This is a genomic window from Streptomyces sp. NBC_00569 (assembly GCF_036345255.1).
Lineage (GTDB): Bacteria > Actinomycetota > Actinomycetes > Streptomycetales > Streptomycetaceae > Streptomyces.
Window position 1 is genome coordinate 3,726,965 of record NZ_CP107783.1, and the last position, 24,887, is coordinate 3,751,851.

At 73.0% G+C, this 24,887-nt stretch carries 16 protein-coding genes and 2 riboswitches; of the genes, 4 read left to right on the top strand and 12 right to left on the bottom strand.

Annotated features, from left to right (window positions below):
- From OHO83_RS16620 to OHO83_RS16655, 8 genes are all read right to left on the bottom strand, one after another.
- A complete protein-coding gene (locus tag OHO83_RS16620) occupies window positions 1-1,893 on the bottom strand; it encodes an HAD-IIIC family phosphatase (RefSeq protein ID WP_266674389.1) in 1,893 nt (630 codons plus the stop codon).
- Window positions 1,894-2,009: 116 nt separating this feature from the next.
- Window positions 2,010-3,026, bottom strand: a complete 1,017-nt coding sequence (locus OHO83_RS16625; protein ID WP_266674387.1) for a 3-oxoacyl-ACP synthase III family protein — start codon at window positions 3,024-3,026, stop codon at window positions 2,010-2,012.
- A 101-nt stretch (window positions 3,027-3,127) separates the two neighbouring features.
- Window positions 3,128-4,618, bottom strand: a complete 1,491-nt coding sequence (locus OHO83_RS16630) for a M28 family peptidase (RefSeq protein ID WP_266674385.1) — start codon at window positions 4,616-4,618, stop codon at window positions 3,128-3,130.
- Window positions 4,619-4,695: 77 nt separating this feature from the next.
- Window positions 4,696-10,203, bottom strand: a complete 5,508-nt coding sequence (locus tag OHO83_RS16635) for a condensation domain-containing protein (RefSeq protein ID WP_266674383.1) — start codon at window positions 10,201-10,203, stop codon at window positions 4,696-4,698.
- Between the two features lie 47 nt (window positions 10,204-10,250).
- Window positions 10,251-11,486, bottom strand: coding sequence for an MFS transporter (locus tag OHO83_RS16640; protein WP_266674381.1), 1,236 nt, complete (start codon window positions 11,484-11,486; stop codon window positions 10,251-10,253).
- Window positions 11,470-12,234 (bottom strand): thioesterase II family protein, encoded by a 765-nt coding sequence (locus OHO83_RS16645; RefSeq protein ID WP_266674379.1) that lies wholly within the window; start codon window positions 12,232-12,234, stop codon window positions 11,470-11,472. The genes OHO83_RS16640 and OHO83_RS16645 overlap by 17 nt, the downstream gene beginning before the upstream one ends.
- A 55-nt stretch (window positions 12,235-12,289) precedes the next feature.
- Entirely contained in the window at window positions 12,290-13,534 is a 1,245-nt protein-coding gene (locus tag OHO83_RS16650) for a cytochrome P450 (protein WP_266674377.1), read from the bottom strand.
- Window positions 13,531-15,303: a non-ribosomal peptide synthetase gene (locus OHO83_RS16655; RefSeq protein ID WP_266674376.1), complete on the bottom strand. Its 1,773-nt coding sequence runs from the start codon at window positions 15,301-15,303 to the stop codon at window positions 13,531-13,533. The genes OHO83_RS16650 and OHO83_RS16655 overlap by 4 nt, the downstream gene beginning before the upstream one ends.
- A gap of 285 nt (window positions 15,304-15,588) precedes the next feature.
- Here OHO83_RS16655 and OHO83_RS16660 point away from each other — a divergent pair, with 285 nt between their 5' ends.
- Window positions 15,589-15,792 carry a hypothetical protein gene (locus OHO83_RS16660; RefSeq protein ID WP_266674374.1) on the top strand — a complete coding sequence of 68 codons (204 nt, stop codon included), beginning with the start codon at window positions 15,589-15,591 and terminating at the stop codon, window positions 15,790-15,792.
- Window positions 15,793-15,805: 13 nt separating this feature from the next.
- On the opposite strand, the gene OHO83_RS16665 is transcribed toward OHO83_RS16660, so the two are convergent.
- The 4 genes from OHO83_RS16665 to OHO83_RS16680 all read right to left on the bottom strand — a co-directional run bounded on the left by OHO83_RS16665 (window position 15,806) and on the right by OHO83_RS16680 (window position 21,508).
- Window positions 15,806-18,811, bottom strand: coding sequence for an AfsR/SARP family transcriptional regulator (locus tag OHO83_RS16665; protein ID WP_266674372.1), 3,006 nt, complete (start codon window positions 18,809-18,811; stop codon window positions 15,806-15,808).
- A 235-nt stretch (window positions 18,812-19,046) separates the two neighbouring features.
- Window positions 19,047-19,847 (bottom strand): enhanced serine sensitivity protein SseB C-terminal domain-containing protein, encoded by an 801-nt coding sequence (locus OHO83_RS16670; protein WP_266674370.1) that lies wholly within the window; start codon window positions 19,845-19,847, stop codon window positions 19,047-19,049.
- Between the two features lie 169 nt (window positions 19,848-20,016).
- Window positions 20,017-20,784: an enhanced serine sensitivity protein SseB gene (locus OHO83_RS16675; protein ID WP_266674368.1), complete on the bottom strand. Its 768-nt coding sequence runs from the start codon at window positions 20,782-20,784 to the stop codon at window positions 20,017-20,019.
- A gap of 106 nt (window positions 20,785-20,890) precedes the next feature.
- A complete protein-coding gene (locus tag OHO83_RS16680) occupies window positions 20,891-21,508 on the bottom strand; it encodes an AAA family ATPase (RefSeq protein ID WP_116513399.1) in 618 nt (205 codons plus the stop codon).
- A 197-nt stretch (window positions 21,509-21,705) separates the two neighbouring features.
- Window positions 21,706-21,809, top strand: a riboswitch (glycine riboswitch).
- Window positions 21,810-21,921: riboswitch (glycine riboswitch) on the top strand. It begins immediately after the preceding riboswitch.
- A gap of 47 nt (window positions 21,922-21,968) precedes the next feature.
- Here OHO83_RS16680 and gcvT point away from each other — a divergent pair.
- The 3 genes from gcvT (at window position 21,969) to glyA (ending at window position 24,871) form a co-directional block, all read left to right on the top strand.
- Window positions 21,969-23,108, top strand: coding sequence for a glycine cleavage system aminomethyltransferase GcvT (gene gcvT / locus OHO83_RS16685; RefSeq protein WP_266674366.1), 1,140 nt, complete (start codon window positions 21,969-21,971; stop codon window positions 23,106-23,108).
- Between the two features lie 91 nt (window positions 23,109-23,199).
- Window positions 23,200-23,583, top strand: a complete 384-nt coding sequence (gene gcvH / locus OHO83_RS16690) for a glycine cleavage system protein GcvH (protein WP_116509676.1) — start codon at window positions 23,200-23,202, stop codon at window positions 23,581-23,583.
- A 13-nt stretch (window positions 23,584-23,596) separates the two neighbouring features.
- Entirely contained in the window at window positions 23,597-24,871 is a 1,275-nt protein-coding gene (gene glyA / locus OHO83_RS16695; protein WP_323186929.1) for a serine hydroxymethyltransferase, read from the top strand.
- Window positions 24,872-24,887: the final 16 nt, after the last annotated feature.

A 24,887-nucleotide genomic window follows, 5' to 3' on the forward strand; every position in this document is an offset into this window, starting at 1 on the left:
TCATCCTTCGGTGGGGACGGGGCGTTCGTCGCGTACGGAGATCCACGCGGGAGCGAGCGCCGGGGCGGGTTCGAGGGGAAGTACGTGGCGGACCGTGCCGTCGGCCGCGGGGGCGTCCCGCGGGGTGAATCCGGCGTCGGCGAGGAAGCGGGCGGCGGGTCCGTTGCGCCCGCTGTCGCGGAAGTCGGCTTCGATACGGGTGGCTCCGGCGGCGCGGGCCGCGTCGGCGACGGCGGCCAGGACCGCGAACTCGATGCCGCGGGAGAAGACCCGGCAGCTCATCACCGCGTTCTGGACGATCCAGTGGTCGGGGTGGCGGGCGATCCAGAGCGCGCCGACGACCCCCTCGTCGCCGAACCGGTCACGGACCGCGAAGCCGAGCACCTCGTGGTCGTCGGACCCGGCCATGCGCCGCGTCTCGGCCTCCGCGTGCGCGCCCCCCGTGAGGTTGAACTGGTTGGTGCGGCCGCCCAGTTGGATGACGCGCGGCAGTAGATAGGCGTCGGCCGCGCGGACCGTGACCTCCAGGCCGAGGCCCTCCAGATAGTCGGCCGGCGAGGCCTGGTCCTGACGTTCGGTCCACTCCCGGCGTTCCACCCTGGCGCGGTAGAGGTCCGTGCGCCGCGCGTCGGTGACGGTGGTGTCGAGGACGTCGAAGTGCCCTCCGGACAGGAGCGTGTTGACGTGCTGTGCGGGGTCCCCGGCCGCCCGGACGACCTCGACCTGGGGCAGCGTGCTGCGCACGAGGTCGCATTCGAAGGGCGAGTCGTCGAGGAAGACCATGCTGTCGAGGCCGATGTTGAGCTCGTCGGCGATGGCTCTGATGCTGCCGTCCTTGGCGTCCCAGTTCGCGTGCACGGACACGAAGTCGTCGCGGCGCAGGACGAGTTCGGGGTGTTCGCCGAGAACGCGCGCCACGAGGCCGGGGTCGTTCTTGCTGGCGACCGCGAGCAGGACACCCTGGCGGCGCAGGGCGAGGGCGGTGCGCTGGACCGCCGCATAGGCGTTGCCGGGGTACATCGGTCCGATCTCGATGTTCTCCGGCCCGTCGTCGCCGAGCACCCCGCCCCACAGGGTGTTGTCCAGGTCGAGGACCAGGCACTTCTTGCCGAGCCCGGCCAGCGCGCGCCCGTACCCGGCGGCCTCCTGGGCGTACAGCCGCTCCACGGCCGGGGCCCACGCCATGCTCGCGAAGCGGAAGAGCCGCTCGTCGCGCAGAGGTGAGGGGCAGTCGGCGAGCAGGGTCTCCAGGTCGAGCGCGTCGACGGACGCGGTGCGCTCGGCGAGGTCGAGGAGGCGCAGGTTCAGCTCGCGCCACAGCCTGCCGATCCCGGCCCGGGACCGGTGGGAGGTGACCGTGCGCGGCCAGGCGGACGGGAGCGGGACGGTGTGCAGGAGGACGCTGCCGGTGGTCCGTGCGGCGAAGGAGGCGACGGCGGCGGTGTACCGCTCCGCGCGCTCGTCGACGGCGGCCGCGAGGCCCGCGAGGTCCGTGGGGTCCCAGTCCCGCGGCAGGAAGACGTCCTCGTGGGTGAGGCAGAGCGTGAGGTCGGGGGCGAAGTCGTCGAGCGGCGAGCCGGGGCGGCCCAGGACCATCAACTGCTGGTCGGGCGCCGCGAGATGGAACGTGGGGGCGATGCCGGCGGCGAGCAGGCCGACACGCAGCAGCGGCAGCACGTTGTCGGCCGTGAACGAGGGGACGACGGCGACGCGCAGGGGGCGCGGGGCGCGGCCCGGCGGCGTCACGAGCCGGGAGTCGAGCGCGGCGAGGTGCCGTCCCGCCTCTCGTACGAGGGTGACGTCCTGGCTGCGGGCCAGCTCGGCGAGGAGGGCGGGGTCAGGTGCCGCTTCGGGTCCGGCGAGGCGCCGCACCCGCTGGAGCAGGTCGTCCACAGCCAGCGTTTCCTTCCGGGTCGGTGATCTGCGTCGGTGATCTGAGTGGGGGTCCAGGCCGGGGTCCCAGGTCCAGGGGTCCAGGTCCGGTGGTCCAGGTCGGCGTTCCGTGCCGGTCAGACGCGCAGGAGGGTGCAGGTCCAGTGCATGCCGCTGCCCATGCTCAGGAGGGCCACCGTGTCGCCGGTGACGAGCTCTCCGGCGGCCTGCAGCCTTTCCAGGCTGATCAGTTGGTCGGCGGGACCGAAGTGACCGAGCTCCATGGCGACATCGGCGTTGGTGCGGTCGAGGGGGACGCCGAGTTCCTTGGCGAGTTCCTCGAAGGCCTTGCGGTTGTCGTGCAGGTACAGGACGCGTTCGACGGACCCGACGGGCGTCCCGGTGCGCGCGCAGACCCGTTCGAGGACCTCGCGGTTGCGCGTGTTCACGAGGGTGGCGAACTCGTACGTGGCCCTGCCGTCGCCCTCGAAGAAGGCGTCCATCCGGTCGACGACGCTCGCCACGGCCGGGCTCGCGGGGCTCTCGGGCGTGAAGGGACGGGCCGCTCCCCCGCTCTCCATGCGCATGAAGTCGGCGTACCGGCCGTCGGTGAGGGTCTCGGTGGCGAGCCATGCGCACGCGTCGTGCCCGCGGCGCAGCACGACGGCGGCCGCACCGTCCGAGGTGAGGGAGGTACCGCTGCCGGCGCGGTCCCAGTACGGCTCCGCCACCCGGCTCGCGGCGACGACGAGGGCCGTCCGGTGGTCGGGATGGGTGGCGAACCGGCCGGCCACCGTGTCGAAGGCGGTGACGCCGCCGCCGCAGGCCTGGCTCAGGAGCACGGCCTCCGCGCGGTGCACCCCGAGCCGCCCCTGGAGGGCCGCGGCGGGGTCCCAGTACAGGTACTCGGCGATGTCGGGGATGGCGAGGACGACCAGGTCGACCTCGTCGGCGGCGACGCCGGCCCGGCGCAGCGCGGCCGCGGCGGCGCGGACCGCCAGGTCGGTGAGGCCCACGCCGTCGTCGGCGCGGTGGAAGCGCCGGTAGCCCCAGGTCGCGAGCTTTCGGGCATCGGCGCCCCCATGGGCCACCAGCTCGTCCACGGTGACCGGGGCGCCCAGCGCGTGGCCCGAGGCCACGATCCCAAATGACATCCGTCGTTCCTCCCGGGAGGCGGACCGGGGCCTGTCCGAAGACTCCGCTCGGGCGGCCCCGGTCCGGTGTGCGCGGTGAACTGCTGCTCGTACGGCGGGTGTTACTGCTGCGACGCCGCCGCGCCGTTGATGTCCGAGGTGTGGACGGCGAACCGGCCGACGGCCCAGGCCATCGAGCGGCCGTTCTGGTCGAAGATCGTCTTGTTGACGTTGGCGAGCGTGTCGCAGGCCTGGTGGTAGCAGGGGTCGAGCATCTGCCCGGCCGTGCCGCCGAACAGGTCCGCCCACTCCTGCGACTTCACGGTGTCCGAGCCGGCGTTGACGCCGCCCGCGGGTATGCCGGCCGTGATGAACGGCGAGTGGTCGGAGCGGCCGTCCAGGACGAGCGGCACGGTCGGCAGGTGACGGTCCGCGAAGTAGCCGGTGACGAGCTCGGAGATCCGCTGCGAGCCGGCCGGGGCGGGCCCGGTCGCGGTCTGGCCGTTGTAGACCTGGCGGGCGAAGTTCGGCGAACCGATCATCTCCAGGTTCAGGTACAGCGCGGTCTGCCGGCGCTGCTCGGGCGAGAGCTGGTCGACGTAGAACTGCGAGCCGGACAGGCCCTTCTCCTCCGCGGACCACCAGGCGAACCGCACGCGGTTCTTGACGTGATTGCGGTGCGGGGCGAGCTTGAGCGCGGTCTCCAGGACCATCGCGGCCGCGGCGCCGTTGTCGTTCGCGCCCGCCGTGGTGTCCACGGTGTCGAGGTGCGCGCCCATGACCACGGTGTTGTCGGCCCGGCCGGTCGGGGTGTCGGCCAGCAGGTTGTACGTCTTGGTCATCTTGTTGTTGCCGCGCAGGTCGAGGCGGAGCGAGACGGGGCCCTCGGCGGCGTCGGCGCGCAGCGCCTCGGACTCGGCCCGCGACAGGGTGCCCGTGGGAATCCGGGCGTCGGTCGGCGGGACCATCCGGTAGCGCAGATTGAGGTCGGGGTTGGGCGAGTTGACGTTCATGAGCATCGCCGAGGCGCCCAGCTCCGAGAGGACCAGCTGCTTCTGCGTGATGAAGCAGTCGGTGCCCACGTCGACCAGGACGATCTTGCCCTTGACGTCGGTGCCCGCGTAGTCGTCGGCGCTGCAGCCGGTGCTCTTGCCGGACGGCTGCGCGAGGTCGGCGGTCAGACCGCCGTCCGGCGTGGACACGGAGAACCGGGCGATGGTCGGGTGCAGGGTCCTGGCCTCGGGCGCCACGACGGAGCCCTGCTCGGACAGGATGTCGTAGTCGAGGAACTCGAACTCCTGCTTCTTGACCTGGTATCCGGCCTTGGTGAGCTCGCGCGTGATGTAGGCGGCGCTCGCGTCGTAGCCGGGGGTCCCCGAGACGCGGGTGCCTCCGTTGTCGAGGGTCGCCTTGTTGATCGCCTGGAGGTGGCGCCAGGCGCCCGGCCCGGTGACCTCGTCGGCCATCTTCCGGGCGAGGACGTCCGCGGGCATGCCGTCGGCGTCCGCCGCGTGCGCGGGGCCGTTCACTCCGAGAGGGAGCAGGGCCGCGCCGAGGGCGAGGGCGGCCAGGGGCCTGAGCCGGAAGAATCTCTTCCGGGGTGTCGCGGTCATGGGATCGCTACTCCTAGCTGGATGGGCGGAAGTTCCTGTACGGGCCTGATCCCGTACCGGACGGATGGGGGGAGCGGTCAGGTGCCGAGGGCCGCGCCGAAGGCGTTCGCCAGGTCCTGGATCCGCGCGGCGGTGAACAACTCGCCGCTGAAGCGCCAGCGCACGGTCAGACGGCCGTCGGTGAGGCTGGGGTAGACCTCGACGGGGCAGGGCCGTTCCATGTCGAACGGCCGGTCCCTTCCGACGAGTTCGGTGCGTACGCCGGTGAGGACACCTTCCTCGTCGCCGGCCTGTCCGGCGTCGAGGAAGGCCGGGCGGCCCCAGAAGGAGAAGAGCACCCCCGGCACCTCGATGGCGCCGAGCGCGCGCCGCGCTCCCGGGTCCGGGTGGTGGTGGCGCAGCGCCTCGAAGCCGAAGCCGGCCTGTGGCACCGACCGCAACTCCCGTGCGACGTAAGCGGTGTGGTCGGCGGCGGCGCGGCGTCCGGGCAGGGCGAGCGCGAAGGGATAGGTCGAGTTGAAGTAGCCCACGGTGCGGCCGAGGTCGACTCCGGCGTCCGCGCCGGCCGGGGCGCCCTCGGAGAACAGGTCCTCCCGCCCGTGCCCGACGAGCTGCACGGCGACCTCTCCGCCGCGTACGCCCAGCCAGTCCTGGAAGGCGGCGCCGAGCGCAGCGAGCAGACGTTCGTACAGGGTGACGCCCTGGCCCGCGGTGTCCGGCACGGGAAGGTCGGTGACCAGTTCCTGGGTGTTGCCCTCGACGCCGCGCGGGCCCTCGGGGACCGTCGCCCGCTGCGCGCCGTCGCCCCAGGTGTGGTCCAGCCAGTACGAGCCGTCGAAGTCGTCGGGACGTTCGGCGACGTGGCGGGCCAGACGGCGCGCCCAGTGGAAGTAGGAGGGACCCGCCGGGGCGAGCGCCCGGTCGTCGCCGTCGCGCAGGAGCGCCGACAGTTCCTCGGTGAGGACGTTCCACGAGTAGAGGTCGACCACGACGTGGTGGACGACGAGGACGAGTTCGTCGGGCAGCCCGGCCGGGAGGCGGAACAGGCCCGCCCGGCAGACGGGTCCCTCCCGCAGGTCGAGCGACTCGTGCAGCTCGGTGGCGCGCGCGTCGACGGTCTCGGCGATGCGCCCGGCGTCCGCGCCGCGCAGGTCGAACTCGGTCACGGGCGGGGCCTCGGGCCCGGCCGACTGGCGCCACAGGCCTTCGTCCTCGCGCAGTCTGGCGCGCAGCACCGGGTGCCGGCGCGCGAGCGTCCGCAGGGCGCGCCCCACTTCGGCCGCGTCCAGGGGGCGGCGGGCGCGGTAGAGCACGCCGTGATTCCAGTGGTCGGGCCTGGCGGCGCCCCGCGCGAGGAACTCCAGCTGCGGTGGGGTGAGTTCGACGGGCTCGTTCTCGTCCGGGGTGTCAGCGGCGGCGAGCGCGGCCATGTGGTCCGGACGTGCGGGAGCGGGTTCGGCGCGCGTCGTCCGGGTCGCGGCCGCCGCGACCGTACGCAGCTCCAGGACGGTCCTCGGCCGCAGGGCGAGGCCGCGGCGTGCGGCCTCGGAGGCGATCGCGATGGCGGTGATCGAGTCGCCGCCGAGGTCGAAGAAGTCGTCGGTGGCCCCGACCCGGTCCCGCTTGAGGAACTGGGCCCAGAGCGCGGCGAGTTCGCGTTCGACGGGCGTGCGTGGGGCCACGTGTCCCGCGCCGTCGGCCTCGTCCGCTGTTTCTTCTGCTTCTCCGGCTTCTCCCGCGCCGGTGACGTCGGTCGCCCGCACGGGCGCGGGACCGCCCGCCAGGTCCGCCGTGCGGGCGCCCGTGCCCTGTTCGGCGACGGATTCGAGCAGCGAGCGGTAGGCGTCGAGCCAGCCCTCGACCGTCGTGGCGCGGAATCGGTCGGGCGTGTACTGGACACCGGCCCGCGTCTCCTCGCCGTATTCGAGGACGGCGACGCTCACGGGGAAGGCCGGGGCTCCCTGGCCCACGTCGAGGAGTTCGACGGCCGGTCCGTCGGGCCCGATGCGCCGCAGTGGCGCGACACCGCTGTTGAAGCCGAACATCGTGGCGGCGAGCGGCTCGGCCGAGCCGGGACGCGCGGTGCGGCGGATGCGGTCGGTGGGCAGGTCCTGGTGGGCGAGCGTGGCCAGCGAGGCCTCGCGCACCGCGGCGAGCAGCGCGGAGAACGGCTCGTCGGGCCGCACCCGCACGCGCAGCACCAGGGTGTTGGCGTAGTTGCCGACCACGGGTTCGTCCGCCGGCGCGCGCCCCGCCGCCGGTACGGCCACCGTCACGTCCGTCTCTCCGGTGATGCGCCACAGCAGGGCCGCCCAGGCCGCGAGGAACACCATGTTGGACGTGGCGCGTTCACGCCGGGCGAGCTCGCGCAGCCGCTCGGCGAGCCGCGGCGCGACGGGCAGTTCCAGGACGGCGGCGCCGGGGGCGGCCGCGTCCGCCGGGTCCTCGGGCAGCGGCGCGGGGCGGGAGCCGCTGAGATAGCCGGACCAGAACGCCTCCAGGGTGCGCCCGGTCTCCTGTCCGAGGCGTTCGCGCTGTTCGGTCACGTGGTCGAGGTAGTGGCGGCCGGGCTCGGGAGACTCGGGGGCCGTACCGGCCAGGTCCTCGAACAGGAGCCGCCACGACCAGCCGTCCACGAAGAGGTGGTGGTACGTGAGCAGCAGGACGTGCCGCTCGCCGTCGGCGAAGCGCGCGCGGATCAGCTGGTGGCGGGCCGCGGGCCGGCTGTACGGCGAGAGGGGGGCCGCGACGAGGGCGCGCAGCCGTTCCAGCAGGGCGCCTTCGCCGCTGGACAGGGTGTGGTCCGAGAGGTCCGACTCGATGTGCTCCAGGACGGCTTCGGCCCCGTCGGCCGGCGCGACGCACTGCACGGGACCCTCCGGCGTGTCCCGCACGAAGGCCCGCAGCATCGGGTGCCGGCGCACCAGCGTGGTGAGCCGGGCCGCGAGCGCCCGGGGGTCGGGCTCGCCGTCGAGGAGCAGCGCGGCCGGCACGTTGTACGCGCCCGACTCGGGGTCGAGCTGCTGTGCGGCCCAGATGGCGGTCTGCTGCCCGCACAGAGGGCCTTCCCGCACATCGCCGCCCCCGGCTCCCCGCGCCGTGCCTTCTTCCTGTCCGCCGGCCGGCCGGGGCGTCGCCGCCTGCGGGGCGGCCCCGGCCACGGCGTCCGCGAGGGAGCGCAGGTCCGGCAGGTCGAACAGGTCGAGGACCTCGAAGTCGGTGCCGAAGCGCTCGTTGATCCTGGCGACGAGCCGGGTGCCGTTCAGCGAGTTCCCGCCCGCGTCGAAGAAGTCGTCGTCCTCGCCGAGCCCCGGCTCCTTGAGGACGTCCCGGGCGAAGCCGAGCACGATGTCCGTGACACTGCCCCCGGCGGCCGTCTCCGGCTCGGCAGTCTCCGGCTCGGGTGCGTCCGGCGCGTCTTGGACCGCCGCCATGGCGGGCCAGCAGTGCTCCTCCGCCAGGGCCGCGACGGGCAGCGGTACGCGGCGCACCGGCGGCCGCCCGAGCGCGGCCCGCCAGTCCACGGTGTGCCCGTGTGCGAAGGCCAGGGCCAGGGCCTGTACGGGGGTGGTGGCGACGGCCGTGACGGGCTGGGCGGCGAGGAGCCCGGACAGGGCGCCGCCGGGTGCCAGGTCGACGACCAGGGGGTGCCCGGCGAGCCCGGACAGGGCGCCGCGCAGGGCCTCGGGGTTGGGCGGCGCGGACTCCGCGGGCGGATCCCCGAGCGCGCCCAGTGCCGTGGCGAGGTCCGTCTCCCCCCGCAGTACGCGGGCCGCGTGGGCGCCGACGCCGTGGGCGAGTACGAGGGCGGGCGCGAGGCCGGCCCGCGCGAGCATCGCGTGCCCGCCGACCAGCCGCACCAGCGTGCGCTGCGCGGCGTTCCACTCGCCCGCGGGCAGCGCCCGCGCAGCCTCCTCGTGGACGTCGGCGAAGGCGGGGTGTCCGGCGGCGCAGGCGCGCAGGTCCTCGACCGTCGTGGCGACCGTGTCGCCGAGTGCCACGACGAGGGGCGGCGTCGTGCCGGGCACGGGCGCCTGGCCGGGCCCGTGAAGTACGGCGTCCAGACGGCCGAGGAGTTCGGTGGTGTCGCGCGCCGTCCACGCGTGCCGCAGCGGGAAGTGTTCGCGCGCCGCCGTGAGGACCTCGCCGGCCGCGGCCAGGTCGAAGCCGGTGACGTCGGCGGCGATCAGGTCACGCAGCCGGCGCACCTGGCGGTCGAGGCCCGACAGGTCGCGCGCGGAGAGCACGAAGGGGCGCTCGGCCTTCGTGTACGGGGGTGGCGGCGGGGCGGCCGGCCCCTCCTCGACGACCATGTGGGCGTTGGTGCCGCTGAGACCGAAGCTGCTGATGCCCGCGCGGCGGGGGCCACGGCCGGTGGGCCACGGCTCGGCGCCGGCGGCGATCCGCAGCATCTCCGCAGGCAGGGCGAGCAGTGGGTTCGCCTCGCGGAAGTGCGCGGTGGGGAAGATCTCGCCGGCCCTGAACTGGGCGATGACGCGCATCAGTCCGGCGAACGAGGCCATGGAGCCGAGGTGCCCGAGATTGCCCTTGACCGAGGACACGGGCCGTGCGCCGGTGGCGTCCCGCGCTGCGGCGAACGCTCCGGCGAGGCCCTGGATCTCGATGGGGTCGCCGATCTTCGTGGCGGTGCCGTGCGCCTCGACGTAGCCGATGGTCGCGGGTTCGACGCCCGCGTCCTGCCAGGCGGCGGTGATGACCTCGCTCTGCGCGGCGGGGCTGGGGGCGGTGAGGCCGGTGCTGCGTCCGGCGTCCTGGTTGACGGCGCTGCCGCGGACGACCGCGCAGATGGTGTCGCCGTCGCGCACGGCGTCCTCGTACCGCTTGACCAGGACGAATCCGCCGCCCTCCCCGTAGGTCGTGCCGTCGGCCGCGCTGTCGAAGGGACGGCAGCGGTCCTCCGCCGACAGGACGCCGAGGCCGTCCGTGCCAGTGGTGCGGCGCGGCAGCGGGCCGAGGACGAGTTCGAAGCCGCCGACGAGGGCGAGGTCGCACTCACCGCGCGCCAGCTTCCAGCGGGCCTCGTGCAGCGCGACGAGGAAGGACGAGCAGGACGTGTCGATGACCTCGGCGGGGCCGCGCAGGTCGAGGTGGTAGGCGACCCGGCCCGCCGCGTACGCGTGCAGGCTGCCCGTCATCGCGGGCCCGGCGCCCTGCTGCCCGGCGGGCAGGAGGTTGTACAGGCTCGGATGCGGGGCGCCGTAGCCGGCCACGAGGACCGCCGTGTCGCTGCCCGCCAGCTCGCCGGGCGCGTATCCGGCCTCTCCGATCGCGCGCACGGCGAGTTGGAGCATGCGGCGCTGGCGCGGGTCGGTCAGCTCGGCGTCGGCCTTGGAGATGCCGAAGTAGCGGTGGTCGAAGCCGGTGACGTCGTCGATCCAGCCGCCTTCGCGGTCGCTCGCGGTGCGCACGACGCCGGTGGACTCCGCGCGCTTCTGCGGCAGCCCGCGCAACGTGTCGCGGCCCTCGCGCAGCAGCGCGGTCAGCGTGTCCCAGTCGGCGCACTGGGGGAATTCGAAAGCCGCGCCGACGACGGCGAGCGCCGCTCCCTCTTCGATCGTGCCCATGGGTCCTGCCCCCTGTGAGTGTGGAAGGTCGAGCGGTCCGGACGGATTCAGGCGACGCGCACGTCGGGCTCGGCGCGGTTGGTGATGGCGCGGGCGTCGGGCAGCGCGAGGCACGCCAGGTTGGCCACGGCGACGAGTGCCGCGGTGACGAGGAGCGGCGCGGCGGACCCGGTGAGGGCGGCGACCGGAGCGGCGACGGCGAGCCCGAGCGGTCTGGCCGCGAAGGACAGCAGGGCGTCGTACGAGTCGGCCCTGGCCAGCGCGTGCGGCGGGAAGTGGCGCTGCATGGTGGTCTGCCACAGCGTGTTGAGGACCCCGATGCCGAGCATGGCGATCCCGTAGGCGACCGCGTTCACCCACACGGCCAGCGGCACCGCGAACGTGATCATGGGGAGGGCGAACAGCGCGCCGCACACCGACGTCACGACCAGGGGACGTGTGGCCTTCAGGCGCGGGGCGACGAACGCGCCCGCCAGCATGCCGGCCATACCCGCCTGGTAGACGACGACCCAGGAGATCTCTCCGCCGAGCCGCTCGATGGCGATGAGCGGTCCGAGCGTCATGAGCACCCCGGCCGCGAGGTTGGACACCCCGTGCCCGACGAGGTTGGTCCAGAACCAGGGGCGGCTGCGCACCTCCTGCCAGCCTTCGGCGAGTTCCCTGAAGAACGTCGGGGTGTGCGCCTTCGCCTCCCTGGGCTCGGTCCGCAGGCCGCCCAGGGTGACGGCGCCGACGCCGAAGACGATCGCGGTGAACACGAAGGCCCAGCCCGCGCCGACGGCGACGACCAGGACTCCCGCGATGCCGGGCCCCGCCACGAGGGCGAAGCCGCGGGCCACGCCGAGGTGGGCGTTGGCGCGCAGCCGCGCCTCCTGCGGAACGGTGGCGGCGACCAGCGGGGACATGGTCGGCGTACCGAAGGCGATGGCGGCGCCGGTGACGGCGGAGAGCACCGCGAGGTCCCCGATCCGCACGGCACCGAGCAACAGCTCGGCCCCGATGGCGAGTTGGGCGATGCCGCGCACCAGGTCGGCGGCGAACGCCACCCGCTGGGCGGGGAAGCGGTCGGCGAGCACGCCGCCGACGGGCAGCAGCACGAGCTGGGGCACGAGTTCGGCGGCCAGCACGATCCCCAGGTCGCCTGCGCTGCCCGTCGCCCTGATCACCGCGAGGGTGAGCGCCGTCGGCACGAGCGCCGTGGCCAGGAAGGACAGGGTGCGCCCGACGAGCAGGCGCCGGAAGCCGGGCACGCGGAACACGTCCACGTCATGCTGTGAACGCATCGGCCAGCCGTTCCATCAGAGCGTCGGGGGCCTTCAGGAAGTCGTAGTGCCCGCCGTCGAGTACGGGGAAGGCGACTCCGTCGGCGTACGCGTCCCAGCCCTTGAGCTCGTCGTGGGTGACCTCGGGGTCGTCGGACCAGTGCAGGACGGTGATGCCGAACGGCACCCGTACCGGTCGCTCCGTTCCGTACACCCGGTTGGCGCCGAGGTCCTCGCGCAGCACGGCGAGGCCGAGCTCGATGAGCGCGGGGTGGGCGGTGCCGCCGCGGGAGACCGCGAGGAACTCCAGCTCGGCCTTCAGTTCGTCGTCCGTCATGTCGAGGAAGCGGTCGTGCGGGCAGTCGTGCGGCGCGACCTGCGCCGACACGAACACCGTCTCGGGAAGGGGCAGTTCACGCGCGGCGAGCAGCCGCGCCGTCTCGAACGCCGGCAGCGATCCCGCGCAGTGCCCGAAGAACGCGAAGGGCCGGTCGAGGTAGGGCGTCAGAGCCTCGACGAGGTGCCCGGCGAGCTCCTCGTACGTGCCGTAGTGGGGCTCGCGCATCCGGTTCTCGCGGCCGGGCAGCTGGACCGCGCACACCTCGACGCCGTCGTCGGCGCCGAAGCGGGCGGGCCACGCGTTGAACATCGACGCGCCGACCCCGGAGTAGGGGAAGCAGAAGACGCGCGCCGCGGCGTCCTGCGACGGTTTCCTCAGCAGCCAGGGCGTGGTGGCCCTGACGCCGGCGGACACGGGATTCACAGACATACTCCACCTGTCTCGGTGTGCTTCGGGGGCTTGAGGCGGCCGGTTCGCGCGGGCGTCAGCGCGGCGCGGTCACGACGGGAAGGCTGGTCATCCCGGCGATGAAGACCGACTTCAGGTGCTGCGGCGGCCCGGCGGGTTCGACGGACCGGAACCCGGCGAGGAACTCCTCGAAGAGGATCCGGAAGGTGACGCGGGCGAGTGTGGCGCCCAGGCAGTAGTGCGGGCCGTGCCCGAAGGCGATGTGCCGGTTGTCGGCACGCAGCACGTCGAACCGGTACGGGTCGGTGAACACGCTCTCGTCACGGTTGGCCGAGCCGATCCACACGGCGACGGCCTCGCCCGCGGGCACCCGCCCCCCGCTGAGTTCGGTGTCCTCGACCGCGTACCGCAGGAAACTGCTCGCGGGGGACGTCCAGCGCAGCCCCTCCTCCACCAGGCCGGGGATCAGCGCGGTGTCGTCGGCGACCTTGCGCAGCTGGTCCTCGTGCTCGGAGAGGGCGAGCAGCGTGCCCGAGACGGTGTGCGGTGTCGTGGCGTTGGCCCCCAGCAGGAGGCTGTAGCAGTTGTAGATGACCTCCGCGTCGCTCAGCTTCGCGCCGCCGGCGTCCATGGTCATCAGATGGCCGACGAGGTTCTCGCCCGGTCCTTCGGTGCGGCGCGTGCGCAGCGTCTGCGCGAAGTACTCGAAGAGCTGGTGGTGCGCGATGGCCAGCGTCGCCGCCCCGCTGGTGCCGACGCGGAAGGTCTCGTCCTCCGGCGCCGCCGCCATCGCGGTCCACCGCACGAGGTCGTCCCAGTCGGACTCCGGTACGCCCATCAGCGCGCCGGCCACGGTCATCGGCAGGTCGTAGGCGCGCCTCGCCACGTCCCAGACGCCGCCGTCGCGGGCGGGGGCGAGGAAGTGGGTGACGGCCTGCCGGATCCTGCCCTCCCAGTCGGCGAGCGCGCGGGCGGTGAGCTTCCCGTTGAGGGGGCGGCGCAGTTCGCCGTGGCGCGGCGGGTCGGTGGAGACCAGCATCTGGCCGGCGGAGGTGTCGTCGTGGCCGAGCTGGGTGAGGATGCTGCCGCGTTCGGAGGTGAAGGCACGGTGGTCGCCGAGGACGCGACAGGCGTCCGCGTAACGGGTGACCGAGGTGAACGCGCGTCCGTCGGGCAGCACTCGGCGGTGCAGCGGCGCGTCGGTCCGCATGCGCGCCCACACGGCATGGAGGTCACCGTCCGCGTGGAACCCGGGATCGAAGAGATCGGCCTTCGCGAGGTCCGCGGCCGGGACGGGAACGCATCCGGCGGTGATCCTCACGCGGCGTCCCGCGCCTTCTCGACGGCCGCGGCGAGGCCCGCCGGGGTCGGGTCGAGGTAGAAGGCGACGGGGGATATCTCCACGCCGTACTCGCGCTGGAGGTCCGCCGTGATGCGGACGCCGATCAGGGAGTGGCCGCCGAGTTCGAAGAAGTCGTCGTCGGCGCCGACGCCGTCGATGCCGAGGTGGTCGCTCCACAGACGGGCGACGGCCGTCTGGGTCCCGGACGCCGGTTCCCTGTACGCCGCCGCGAGTTCGGGCCTGCCGGGCGACCGCTCGGCGGTGAGCGCGGGGCGGTCGACCTTCCCGTTCGCCGTCAGGGGCAGCGCGTCGACGATCCGGACCCGGGACGGGATCGTGTACTCCGGCAGCACGTCGGCGAGGCGCCTGCGCAGGTCGAGGGTGGACAGCTCCTCGCCGGGACGGCCCGTGACGAACGCGACGAGGCTCTTGCCGCCGGCCGGCTGCGGCTGGGCCACGACGGCCGCCTCGGCCACACCGGGCAGGGTCGCGAGGGCGGACTCCACCTCGCCGGGTTCGATGCGGAAGCCGCGGATCTTCACCTGCTGGTCGGCGCGCCCGTGGTACTCGAGGACGCCGTCGGGGCGCCTGCGCACCAGGTCGCCGGTGCGGTACATCCGGGCGCCCGGCCGGGTCGCGTACGGGTCGGGCAGGAAGCGCTCGGCGGTCAGCTCCGGACTGCCGAGGTAGCCGTGGGCCAGTCCCTCGCCCGTCGCGAAGAGCTCGCCGGTCTCCCCGTCGGGGACGGGACGCAGATCGGCGTCGAGTACGTGGACGCCGGTTCCGCGGATCGGCCGGCCGATCGGCACGGCTCCCGTCACGGGCCCGGTGATGGTGTGGCAGCAGGTGAAGGTGGTGTTCTCGGTGGGGCCGTAGCCGTTGATGAGTGTGGTGCCGGGCAGTGCGGCGACGGCGCGGTTCACGTGGGGCGGCGACAGGACGTCCCCGCCGGCGAGCAGGACGCGCAGCCCGCGCAGGTCGTCGAGACCGGACTCGACGACCTGCTGGAAGAGGCCGGCGGTCAGCCAGAGCACGGTCGCGCCCGAGTGCTGTACCAGCTTGGTGAGTTCGCTGACGGACAGGTCGCGGTCGGGGGCGAGGTCCAGGCGCGCGCCGTTGAGGAGCGGCGCCCAGATCTCCAGGGTGGACGCGTCGAAGGCCATCGGCGCGTACTGCAGGAACACGTCGTCCTCGGTGGTGGCGAGGAAGTCGGCGCCGAGCACGAGGCGCGACACGGCGCGGTGCGGGACGCAGACGCCCTTCGGCGCGCCGGTCGACCCCGAGGTGTAGGCGAGGTAGGCGGAGTCGGCGGGGGTCACCCCGGGGTCGGCGGGTACCCGCGCGGGCAGGTCCGCTTCGAGCGGCAGGGCCGTGCACCCGGGAGGCAACTCCCCGGACGCGCCGGGCGCGGTGAGGACGAACGGGGCGCCCGCGTCCTCGAGGATCAGCCGGCGCCGCTCCGGCGGATAGCGGCGTTCGAGCGCGAGATAGGCGGCGCCCGCCTTGAGGACGCCGAGCAGTCCCACGACGGCGGCGACGGAGCGCCCGGCGTCCAGGGCGACGACGTCGCCGACGATCACCCCGAGGTCCTGGAGATGCCGGGCGAGACGGTCGGAGCGGTCGTCCAGTTCGCCGTAGGTCAGTTCCCCGTCGTCACCGCGGACCGCGGTCCTGTCGGGCGTCAGGCGGGCCTGCCGGGCGAAGGCCGCCCCGATCGGCAGGGGGTGCGAAGGGTACGGCGCGTCCACGGACCAGCCTCCATGCCCGGGGGGCGCCCGGGCCTCGTCGGATGACGGCGCCTGTGCCGGCGCCGGGGAGTTCGAGGATCTGTCGGCCGACGCTGCTCCGGCCGCCGTCACGCATCATCACCACGAGCCCTACTGGTCCGCTGCTGCCGCGGACCCGTTCGGCCGTCGCCGCCGGTGCCGTCGCCGGTGGCGCAGCGATAGCTGAGTGATAGCGGGGTCGCCTACGATCCACGGGCTGGGTCCGGGCAGAGGTCCGGGCCCGTTCACAAGGGAAAGCGGGAACACGTGCGTAGGACCACCACGTTCACCCTGGCAGCACTCGTCGCAGCGGCCGTCCTGCCCCTCACACTGGGCCTGGGCGCGACCACCGACGACACTCCGTGGCCCGGCCCACAGGCCGGCACCACCGCTGCCGCGCACAGCACCGTCACACCGTTGGACACTCCGTGGCCGGGCCCGGGCTCCAACTCGGCCGAGGGCGCCGCCTAGTACGACGAAGGCCCTAGGGCCTGTCCGGCAGACCGTCGCCCCGGGTCCGGCCCGGGCCGGCGGTGTTCGTCGGACCGGCCGGTCCACCGGTGCGGCAGACGACACCACCGTGGTCGCCGAGGAGCATGCGGTCCTCGATGGCGACCTCCAGCTGAGCGAGTTCCAGGCGCGCCTCGGCCGCGCCGACCCGGTCCATGATCCGCTCGCGGATCGCGATGGCCTCACGCAGCCGGCCCTGGGCGACCCCGGTGCGGCCGAGCCGGGCGTTGACCAGTCCGAGTCGGTGCAGGATGCGCGACTCCCCAGCCATGTCCCGGCGCTCGCGGACCTGGCGCAGGATGCCCGTGAGGATCTCCTCGGCTTCCGTGTAGCGGCCCTGGCGCTGGCGCAGCACGCTGAGTACGTAGCGGACCTGCACCTCCACCCGCTGGCTTCCGGTGGCACGGCAGATCGTCAGGGCCTCGGAGAGATGGGCGCCCGCGGCGTCGGCGTTGTCGCGGTCGATCTCCATGCTCGCCATGTGCACGAGGACGCTCGCGGCGCCGACCGAGTCACCGGCCGAGCGGAACTCCTCGAGTGCGGGCCGGTACTGCGCGAGGGCCGCCTCGTTGTTGCCGCGCCGCTGGTCGAGCAGGGCGAGGTTGCGCCGGGTCATGGCCTGCCCGTGCACGTCGCCGAGTTCGGCGAAGACGTCGCGGGCCACGGCGAGCCGCTGTCCGGCCGCGGTCAGCTGCGAGCGGCTGATGTGCAGGGATCCCAGCGAGCACATGAGGGCGCCGTACCCGCGCCGCGCGCCCGCCTCACGCACGCAGTCGAGGGCCCACAGATGGGTCTGCTCCCAGTCCTCGAAATAGCAGCGGGCCTCGAAGAGCGAGACGAGGCTGACGGCCAGGTCCCAGCAGGCCTCGGCCTCACCCGCGTCGGCCGCGAGCCGGATCGCCGCACACGCGTTGGCGCGCTCGGACTCCAGCCAGCCGAGCGGATCGGCGAGCACACGGTCGAAGTACCCGGCGGGGAACCGCAGGCGCGGCGCCGTACCGTGCAGGACCGTGAAGTGGCCGCCGTAGATGCGGCGGTGGGCCTCCTCCACCGCGGCCAGCCAGCCGCCGACGACGCGGGCGACCGCCGCGCGCTGCTCCTCGGGCCCCTCGCTGCGGTCCAGCTCCTCGCGGGCGAACAGACGTATGAGCCCGTTGAGTTTGTAGCGGGGCGACCCCGTCGGGTCGGTCCCCTCGACGTGCAGGATCTGCGCGTCGACGAGGAGCTCCAGCAGGTCGGCCGCTCGGGGCAGACCCGTGTCGAGCAGGGCGGCGGCCGTCCAGGCCGGGATCGACGTGCCGTCGAGGAGGCTGAGGAGCCGCAGCAGACGGCGCGCGTCGTCGTCGAGCCCGTTGTACATCAGGGCGAGGCTGGTCCTGATCGCCAGGTCGCCGTGCGCCAGTTCGTCCAGGGTGCGGTGCTGGTCGGAGAGGCGTTCCACCATCCAGGCGAGGGACCAGTGCGGGCGGGCGGCGAGGCGCGCGGCGACGATCCGCAGCGCGAGCGGCAGCCGCCCGACCATGTGCCCGAGGGTCTCCGCCGCGGCCGCCTCGTCGCGTACGCGCTGCGGCCCGATGACCCCTTCGAGCATTTCGAGGACCTCGGCGTTCTCGAACACGTCGACGTTGAACGCACGGGCCCCGGCGAGCCCGGTGATCCGCGGGCCTCCCGTGATCAGTACGGCGCAACTGGCGCTGCCGGGCAGCAGCATGCGCAGCTGGCGTTCGCTGCGAACGTTGTCGAGGACGACGAGGACCCGGCGGTCGGCGAGCAGATGCCGGAACATCTCCGCACGCTCGTCCACGTCGTCCGGCAGCGCTGCGCCGGGCACCCCGAGAGCGCGCAGGAACCGGCCGAGTACGGCGGCGGGGGTCAGCGGCTGGGCGCGGGTGCCGCCGACGTCGCAGTACAGCTGGCCGTGCGGGAAACGGGCGGCGACACGGTGGGCGACGTGGACGGCGAGGGTGCTCTTGCCCGCGCCCGGCGGCCCGGTCAGTGTCACGATGCGGGTGGCCTGGTTGCCGTCGTCGCGCAGGGCCTGGTCGATCCCCTCGATCAGGGCGGCCCGGCCCGTGAACCCGGCCGTGTCGGAGGGCAGTTGGAACGGCACCAGCGGCGGGACGGACACCGGTGCCCCGGGGTCGGCGACGCGCTCCGGTGCGGGAGGGGCCGCCGGCTCCGCCTCCCGCGGCGCGGTGACGGGCTCGGGGGCGGGGTGCAGCGCCGCCTCGCCCGACAGGACGGCGAGTTCCAGCCGCTTGAGTTCGTCGCTCGGTTCGAGTCCGAGCTCCTCGATCGCGAGGAGCCGTCCGGCGCGGTACGTCTCCAGTGCCTCCGCCTGTCGGCCGGAGCGGTAGAGGGCCAGCATCAGCTGGCCGCGCACGCGTTCGCGCAGCGGGTGCTCGGCGACGAGCGCGCGCAGCGAGCCGACCAGTCGGCCGGCCCGCCCCGACGCCAACTCGAGGTCCGTGTACGTCTCCAGGGCTACCAGCCGGTTTTCGTCGAGCTCCGACGCCTTCGACAGCAATTTGCTGCTGACAACTCCGCTCAGGGCACGTCCACGCCAGAGGCCGAGCGCTTCGTCGAGCAATTCGGCGGCGCCCGTGTTCCCTTCGGCAATCAGGGAGTTGGCCTCGGAGACTTTCTTAGCGAAAACTTGACTGTCGATCTGCTGATCGCCGACCTGGATCACATATCCGGGATCCCGGGTCACGATCGCGTCGCCTTCACCGATTTCCCCGAGAGCGCTGCGCAGCGAAGAGATGCAGGCCTGTATCTGGGTACGCGCCGTGGATGGCGGAAAATCGCCCCACACGGCGGTGATCAGGCTCTCCGCGCTCACGACACGGTTGGCCTCCAGGAGCAGCATGCCCAGGATCACCTGCTGCCTGCCGCGCGCGATGCGGCATTCCAGCAGATCGCCGCCGATGACTTCGAGCGGACCGAGAATTCGGTAACTCGCTGTTGTTTCTGCTGTCACGACGGCTCCCCCCTAAGGAGTGGACCGGACGCGGGCGTCCCATCCACCCCCGTCGGCCACCGAATCAATGTGACTATACAGCGGTGATCGCGAGTTGCGAGTCTCCACCGGAGCGCTCGAAACCTGGTCAGGGCATTACGTAAGCGCTCTCACCTGGTATCCACGTGAACTGCGGAAGGGCGGTTCATTTACGTTCAACCAAGCGTTCCGTAATGTCACTTGAGGACCGAACAGTTCAGTACGTCCCGTGCGGCGGCGGGTACCCGTAGCCCGCGACGGGGGCGGGCGCGGGCGGGGCCGCGTGGGCCTCGCGGTCGTAGAACGGGCGGGCGGTGGCGCGCATCCACATGGCGACGGGGTCGTGCTCGTCGGACATCGCGACCGTGGAGACGGGCAGCCCGTCGGGCACGGCGACGACCGACTGCTGCATCATCGCGCGCACCGCGTCCACGGACACCGGCGACGTGTCGTACACATCGAGGCCGATCGCCAGATAGGGCGCGCCGAGCGTCGGCTGGACCCAGGCGCGGCGCAGCGAGCGGATCGCGGTGGTGCGGTGCGCGTTCTGCGTCAGCAGGGCGTAGAACTGGGGGATTTCGATGGCGGGGTCGCTCAGCCGCAGGGGCCCGGCGGGCTGGCGGTCGAGGCCGCCCGCGATCCGGCGCAGGTCGAGCCACGGGATGCCGACGCCGCCGCCCGGCGCGTGCGGGTTGAGCCAGAGACCGTAGTGGTCGGGGTAGAGCGTGCGGGCCGCGTCGACCCCGCCGACGACCTCGTACGCGCGGCTCCAGCCGGAGGCGGACAACTCCTGGGCCGAGGTGACGCAGGGGGCGTACGAGGAGCCGTCGACCTCCATGTTCCCGTACTGCGCGTCGGGGGATCCTGCCTGGCCGTGCCAGAGCAGCATCCACACCTGGCCGGCGCCCGGGTCCGCGAGCGCGTTGAGCAGCGCCTCGTAGGCGTCGTAACGCCCCGGCGTCACCTGGCGCAGCATGTGCTCGACCTGACCGGCCGCGGCCGTGCCCGACGCACTCACCCGTAACCGCCCCTTCGTGACGTACCCGACGTTTTCGACCCGCTCCCCGTGGCGGGACCGCCCAGACAGGTCATGAAACCAGCTTAAGCGGCGATCCTGACACCGACTTGACGTACGCGCGGTCGACCGCTTTTCCGTGTTCTCCCGAACGGGGACCGGCGCCCGGCTTTCAGTGACCCTGCGTGTAGAACGGCCGCAGCGTGGCGCGCATCCAGTCACCGACGGGGTCCTGGGTGATGTCGAGCAGGACGAGGTTCACCGGCCAGGGCGCCGGAACCCGGCCCAGGGCGCGGCCCAGGGCGTCCATGGGCAGGTTGCGCGCGGGGCCCTCCCACTGCGACAGCTCGACGCCGACGAAGAGGACGGGGTCGCCGCCCTCGACGCTGGCGAGGCAGCGGCGGGCGGTGAGGACGACACCGGCCGCCTCGAACTCCTCACGCACGGCGGCCAGGAAGTCGACCGGGTCGTTCTGCCAGTCGGGCTCGTAGAGGCTGACCCGGCCGCCCGAGGCGGGCCCGTCCAGCGGCGTACGGCCGGACCTGCACAGCTCGGCGACGGCGGGCGGGGGCAGCGGGACGCCGACGGCGCCGTCCGGGTTCACCGCGATGCCGACCTGCGGGGGCAGCCCGCGCGCGAACTCGACGGCCGGCGCGACCGTGCAGCCCATCCGGTCGCCGACGACCGCGAGGAACTGCTCCTCCGAGCTGAAGACGGGCACATAGGCCTGGCCCTCGATCTCCAGCGTCGGCAGGTCGAGGTTCGGGCTGCCGGGCCCGCCGCCCTGGGGCAGCGGTATCCACACCTGACTGCGCCCGAGGACCTCGACGATCCGGCCGCCCGCCGAGTCGACCCCGAGGGAGGCGGCGAGCACCTCCTCCAGCTCGTTGGCCGGCCACCCGCCGTACGGATGTGCATGAGCCTGCGCCGGAATGTCCATGTGCCTACCACCCGCTCTGGAACCGCTCTGTCTGCGGCCGAACCCTAGCGCGTGCGGATGACACGACACCCTCCGTATCCGCACACTCACAGGAGGTCGCGGGGCGTCAACCGCCCTCGAAGGCGATCCCGTTCAGCACGTCCGTCGCGTCCCGGTCGAGCAGCACCGCGGACGCGCAGCCCCACGGCAGGTCACCGCGCTCGGCCGACTCCACCAGACCCGCGACCGCGCGGCGGTGCCGGGCGAACGCGTAGCGCGAGACCCCACGGCCGCGGTCCCGCTGGCCCGCGAGCGCCGTGTCGGCGTCGACGTCGAGCAGCATCAGATGCAGGTCCGCGCCACGGCGCCCGGCCTCCCTGGCCAGCCAGCGCCGGACCCAGGCCTGCGTCCCGCAGTCGTGCAGGACGACGCTGCCTCCCGAGCGCAGGGCCCGTCGCAGTCCGGCGAAGTGCGCGAGCCGCACGAGCGGGCGGTACACGGCGTACGGGAGGAGCCGGGGCAGCCGGGCGGCCCAGCGGTCACGGGCGTCCTGCGAGTCGATGCGCACGGCTCCCCCGGCGCCGACCACACGGCGCATCAGCGTGGACTTGCCGCTGCCCGGGAGCCCCGAGACCACGATCAGGTCACCCCGCGCGAAGCCGAGGCGCCTCGGCGTGCGGCCGCCTCTGCCGCGCAGATCCCTGACGACCGGACCGCGCCCCGTCACCGACCTCGGGCGGGGCATCGCGCGCTGTCCGACCCCTGCCGCCGCGTACGCACCCGCCGCTGCCTTGTGCACCGTGATCGTCCTCCCCGTTCCGGTCACGCCACCCTTGCCCGTCAAGTGTAAAGAGACGGTAATGCCGTACAAGTGGTTTCCCCGAACGGTCGGCATGCAATGATGTGCGCGCCAAGAGCACGACCAACTGCATACCGGCCGCTTGAATCCGCGCGGGAGAGCTCCCCGGACGCCTACGCGTCCCCGGGGGCGCCGAAGGAGCAAGTTCCTCCCTTGAATCTCTCAGGCCCCGTACCGCGCGGGCGAGGCATATCTGAAAAGCGGGCGGCCCCTGGCCGCTCCACCCAAGGTGCAAGCCGCGACCACCTGTACGTGTGGCGCCGGCGAACCTCTCAGGTTCCGATGACAGATGGGGAGGAAGACCATCGCCCTCGTCTGTCATGCCTGGGATCCTGGAGCACCACTCATGAGCAACGCCCCCCGTAAGACCGCCCTCGACGCCCTGCACCGCTCGCTGGGCGCGACGATGACCGACTTCGCGGGCTGGGACATGCCGCTGCGGTACGGCAGCGAGCGCGACGAGCACATCGCGGTCCGCACCAAGGCGGGCCTGTTCGACCTCTCGCACATGGGCGAGATCACCGTCACCGGGCCGCAGGCCGTCGACCTCCTCGACTACGCCCTCGTCGGCAACATGTCCACGATCGGCCCCGGCCGCGCCCGCTACACCATGATCTGCCAGGAGGACGGCGGGATCGTCGACGACCTGATCGTCTACCGCCTGGGCGAGCAGGAGGCCGGTCTTCCTGAGTACATGGTCGTCGCCAACGCGGGCAACGCGCAGATCGTCCTCGACGCGATCACCGAGCGCGCCGAGGGCTTCGACGCCGAGGTCCGCGACGACCGCGACGCCTACGCGCTGATCGCCGTCCAGGGCCCCGAGTCCCCCGGCATCCTGAAGTCCCTCACGGACGCCGACCTGGACGGTCTCAAGTACTACGCGGGCCTGCCCGGCACCGTCGCCGGCGTCCCGGCCCTCATCGCCCGCACCGGCTACACCGGCGAGGACGGCTTCGAGCTGTTCGTCGCCCCGGAGCACGCCGAGAAGCTGTGGCAGGCACTGACCGACGCGGGCGCGCCGGTCGGGCTCGTCCCCGCCGGCCTCTCCTGCCGCGACACGCTGCGCCTGGAGGCCGGCATGCCGCTGTACGGGCACGAGCTGACGACGGCGCTGACCCCGTTCGACGCCGGTCTCGGCCGCGTCGTGAAGTTCGAGAAGACGGGCAACGAGGGCCGCTTCGTGGGCCGCGAGGCGCTCGAGGCCGCCGCCGAGCGCGCCGAGACCGCCCCGCCGCGCAAGCTCGTCGGCCTGATCGCCGAGGGCCGCCGGGTGCCGCGCGCCGGGATGTCCGTGGTCGCCGACGGCCAGGTGATCGGCGAGGTCACCTCCGGCGCCCCCTCCCCCACCCTCGGCAAGCCGATCGCCATCGCCTACGTCGACGCGACGCACGCCGCCCCCGGCACCGAGGGCGTCGGCGTGGACATCCGCGGCGCCCACGAGCCGTACGAGGTCGTGGCGCTGCCGTTCTACAAGCGCCAGAAGTAGCCCGTCCGGTCCTCACGGGGGCGCGGGAAGTAACCCAGCGCACACCCCCCTCGTTCCGCAGCACCCCTTCGCGTACAGGAGAATTCAGATCATGAGCAACCCCCAGCAGCTGCGCTACAGCAAGGAGCACGAGTGGCTGTCGGGCGCCGAGGACGGCGTCTCGACGGTCGGCATCACCGAGTTCGCGGCCAACGCGCTCGGCGATGTCGTCTACGCCCAGCTCCCCGAGGTCGGTGACACGGTGACCGCGGGCGAGACCTGCGGCGAACTCGAGTCGACGAAGTCCGTCAGCGACCTGTACTCCCCGGTCACCGGCGAGGTCGTCGAGGCCAACCAGGATGTCGTGGACGACCCGGCGCTGGTGAACTCCGCTCCGTTCGAGGGCGGCTGGCTGTTCAAGGTCCGCATCTCGGACGAGCCGAAGGACCTGCTCTCCGCGGACGAGTACGACGCGTTCTCCGGCTCCGGCAACTAGGGACACCACGACCATGTCGCTCATGAACACCCCCCTGCACGAGCTCGACCCGGACGTCGCCGCCGCGGTCGACGCCGAACTGCAGCGCCAGCAGTCCACCCTCGAGATGATCGCGTCGGAGAACTTCGCTCCGGTCGCCGTCATGGAGGCGCAGGGCTCGGTCCTGACCAACAAGTACGCCGAGGGCTACCCCGGCCGGCGCTACTACGGCGGCTGCGAGCACGTCGACGTCACCGAGCAGATCGCCATCGACCGGGTCAAGGACCTCTTCGGCGCCGAGTACGCCAACGTCCAGCCCCACTCCGGCGCCTCCGCCAACCAGGCCGCCCTCTTCGCGCTCGCCAAGCCCGGCGACACGATCCTGGGCCTGGACCTGGCGCACGGCGGCCACCTCACCCACGGCATGCGCCTGAACTTCTCCGGCAAGCAGTTCGACGTCGTGGCCTACCACGTCGACGAGGCCGGTCTGGTGGACATGGCCGAGGTCGAGCGCCTCGCCAAGGAGCACCGCCCCAAGGTCATCATCGCGGGCTGGTCCGCCTACCCGCGCCAGCTGGACTTCGCCGCGTTCCGCCGCATCGCGGACGAGACCGGCGCCTTCCTGTGGGTCGACATGGCCCACTTCGCCGGCCTCGTCGCGGCCGGGCTGCACCCGAACCCGGTCGAGTACGCCGACGTGGTCACCTCCACCACGCACAAGACCCTCGGCGGGCCGCGCGGCGGGATCATCCTCGCGAAGAAGGACTTCGCGAAGAAGCTGAACTCCTCCGTCTTCCCCGGCTTCCAGGGCGGCCCCCTGGAGCACGTGATCGCCGCCAAGGCCGTCTCCTTCAAGGTCGCCGCGAGCGAGGACTTCAAGGAGCGCCAGCAGCGCACCATCGAGGGCGCCCAGATCCTCGCCGCCCGCCTGACCTCGGACGACGCGCGCGCCGTGGGCGTGAACGTGCTGTCCGGCGGCACGGATGTGCACCTGGTCCTGGTCGACCTGCGCGAGTCCGAGCTCGACGGTCAGCAGGCCGAGGACCGTCTCCACGAGGTCGGCATCACCGTCAACCGCAACGCGGTCCCGAACGACCCGCGCCCGCCGATGGTCACCTCCGGCCTGCGGATCGGCACCCCGGCCCTGGCCACCCGTGGCTTCCAGGCCGAGGACTTCACCGAGGTCGCCGACATCATCGCCGAAGCGCTGAAGGCCCCCGCTCCGTTCGGGGACGCTGAGGCGGCTCCTCTCAAGGCCCGCGTCACGGCTCTCGCCGACAAGTACCCCCTGTACCCCGGCCTGAAGTAGTTTCGTACGCATTTGT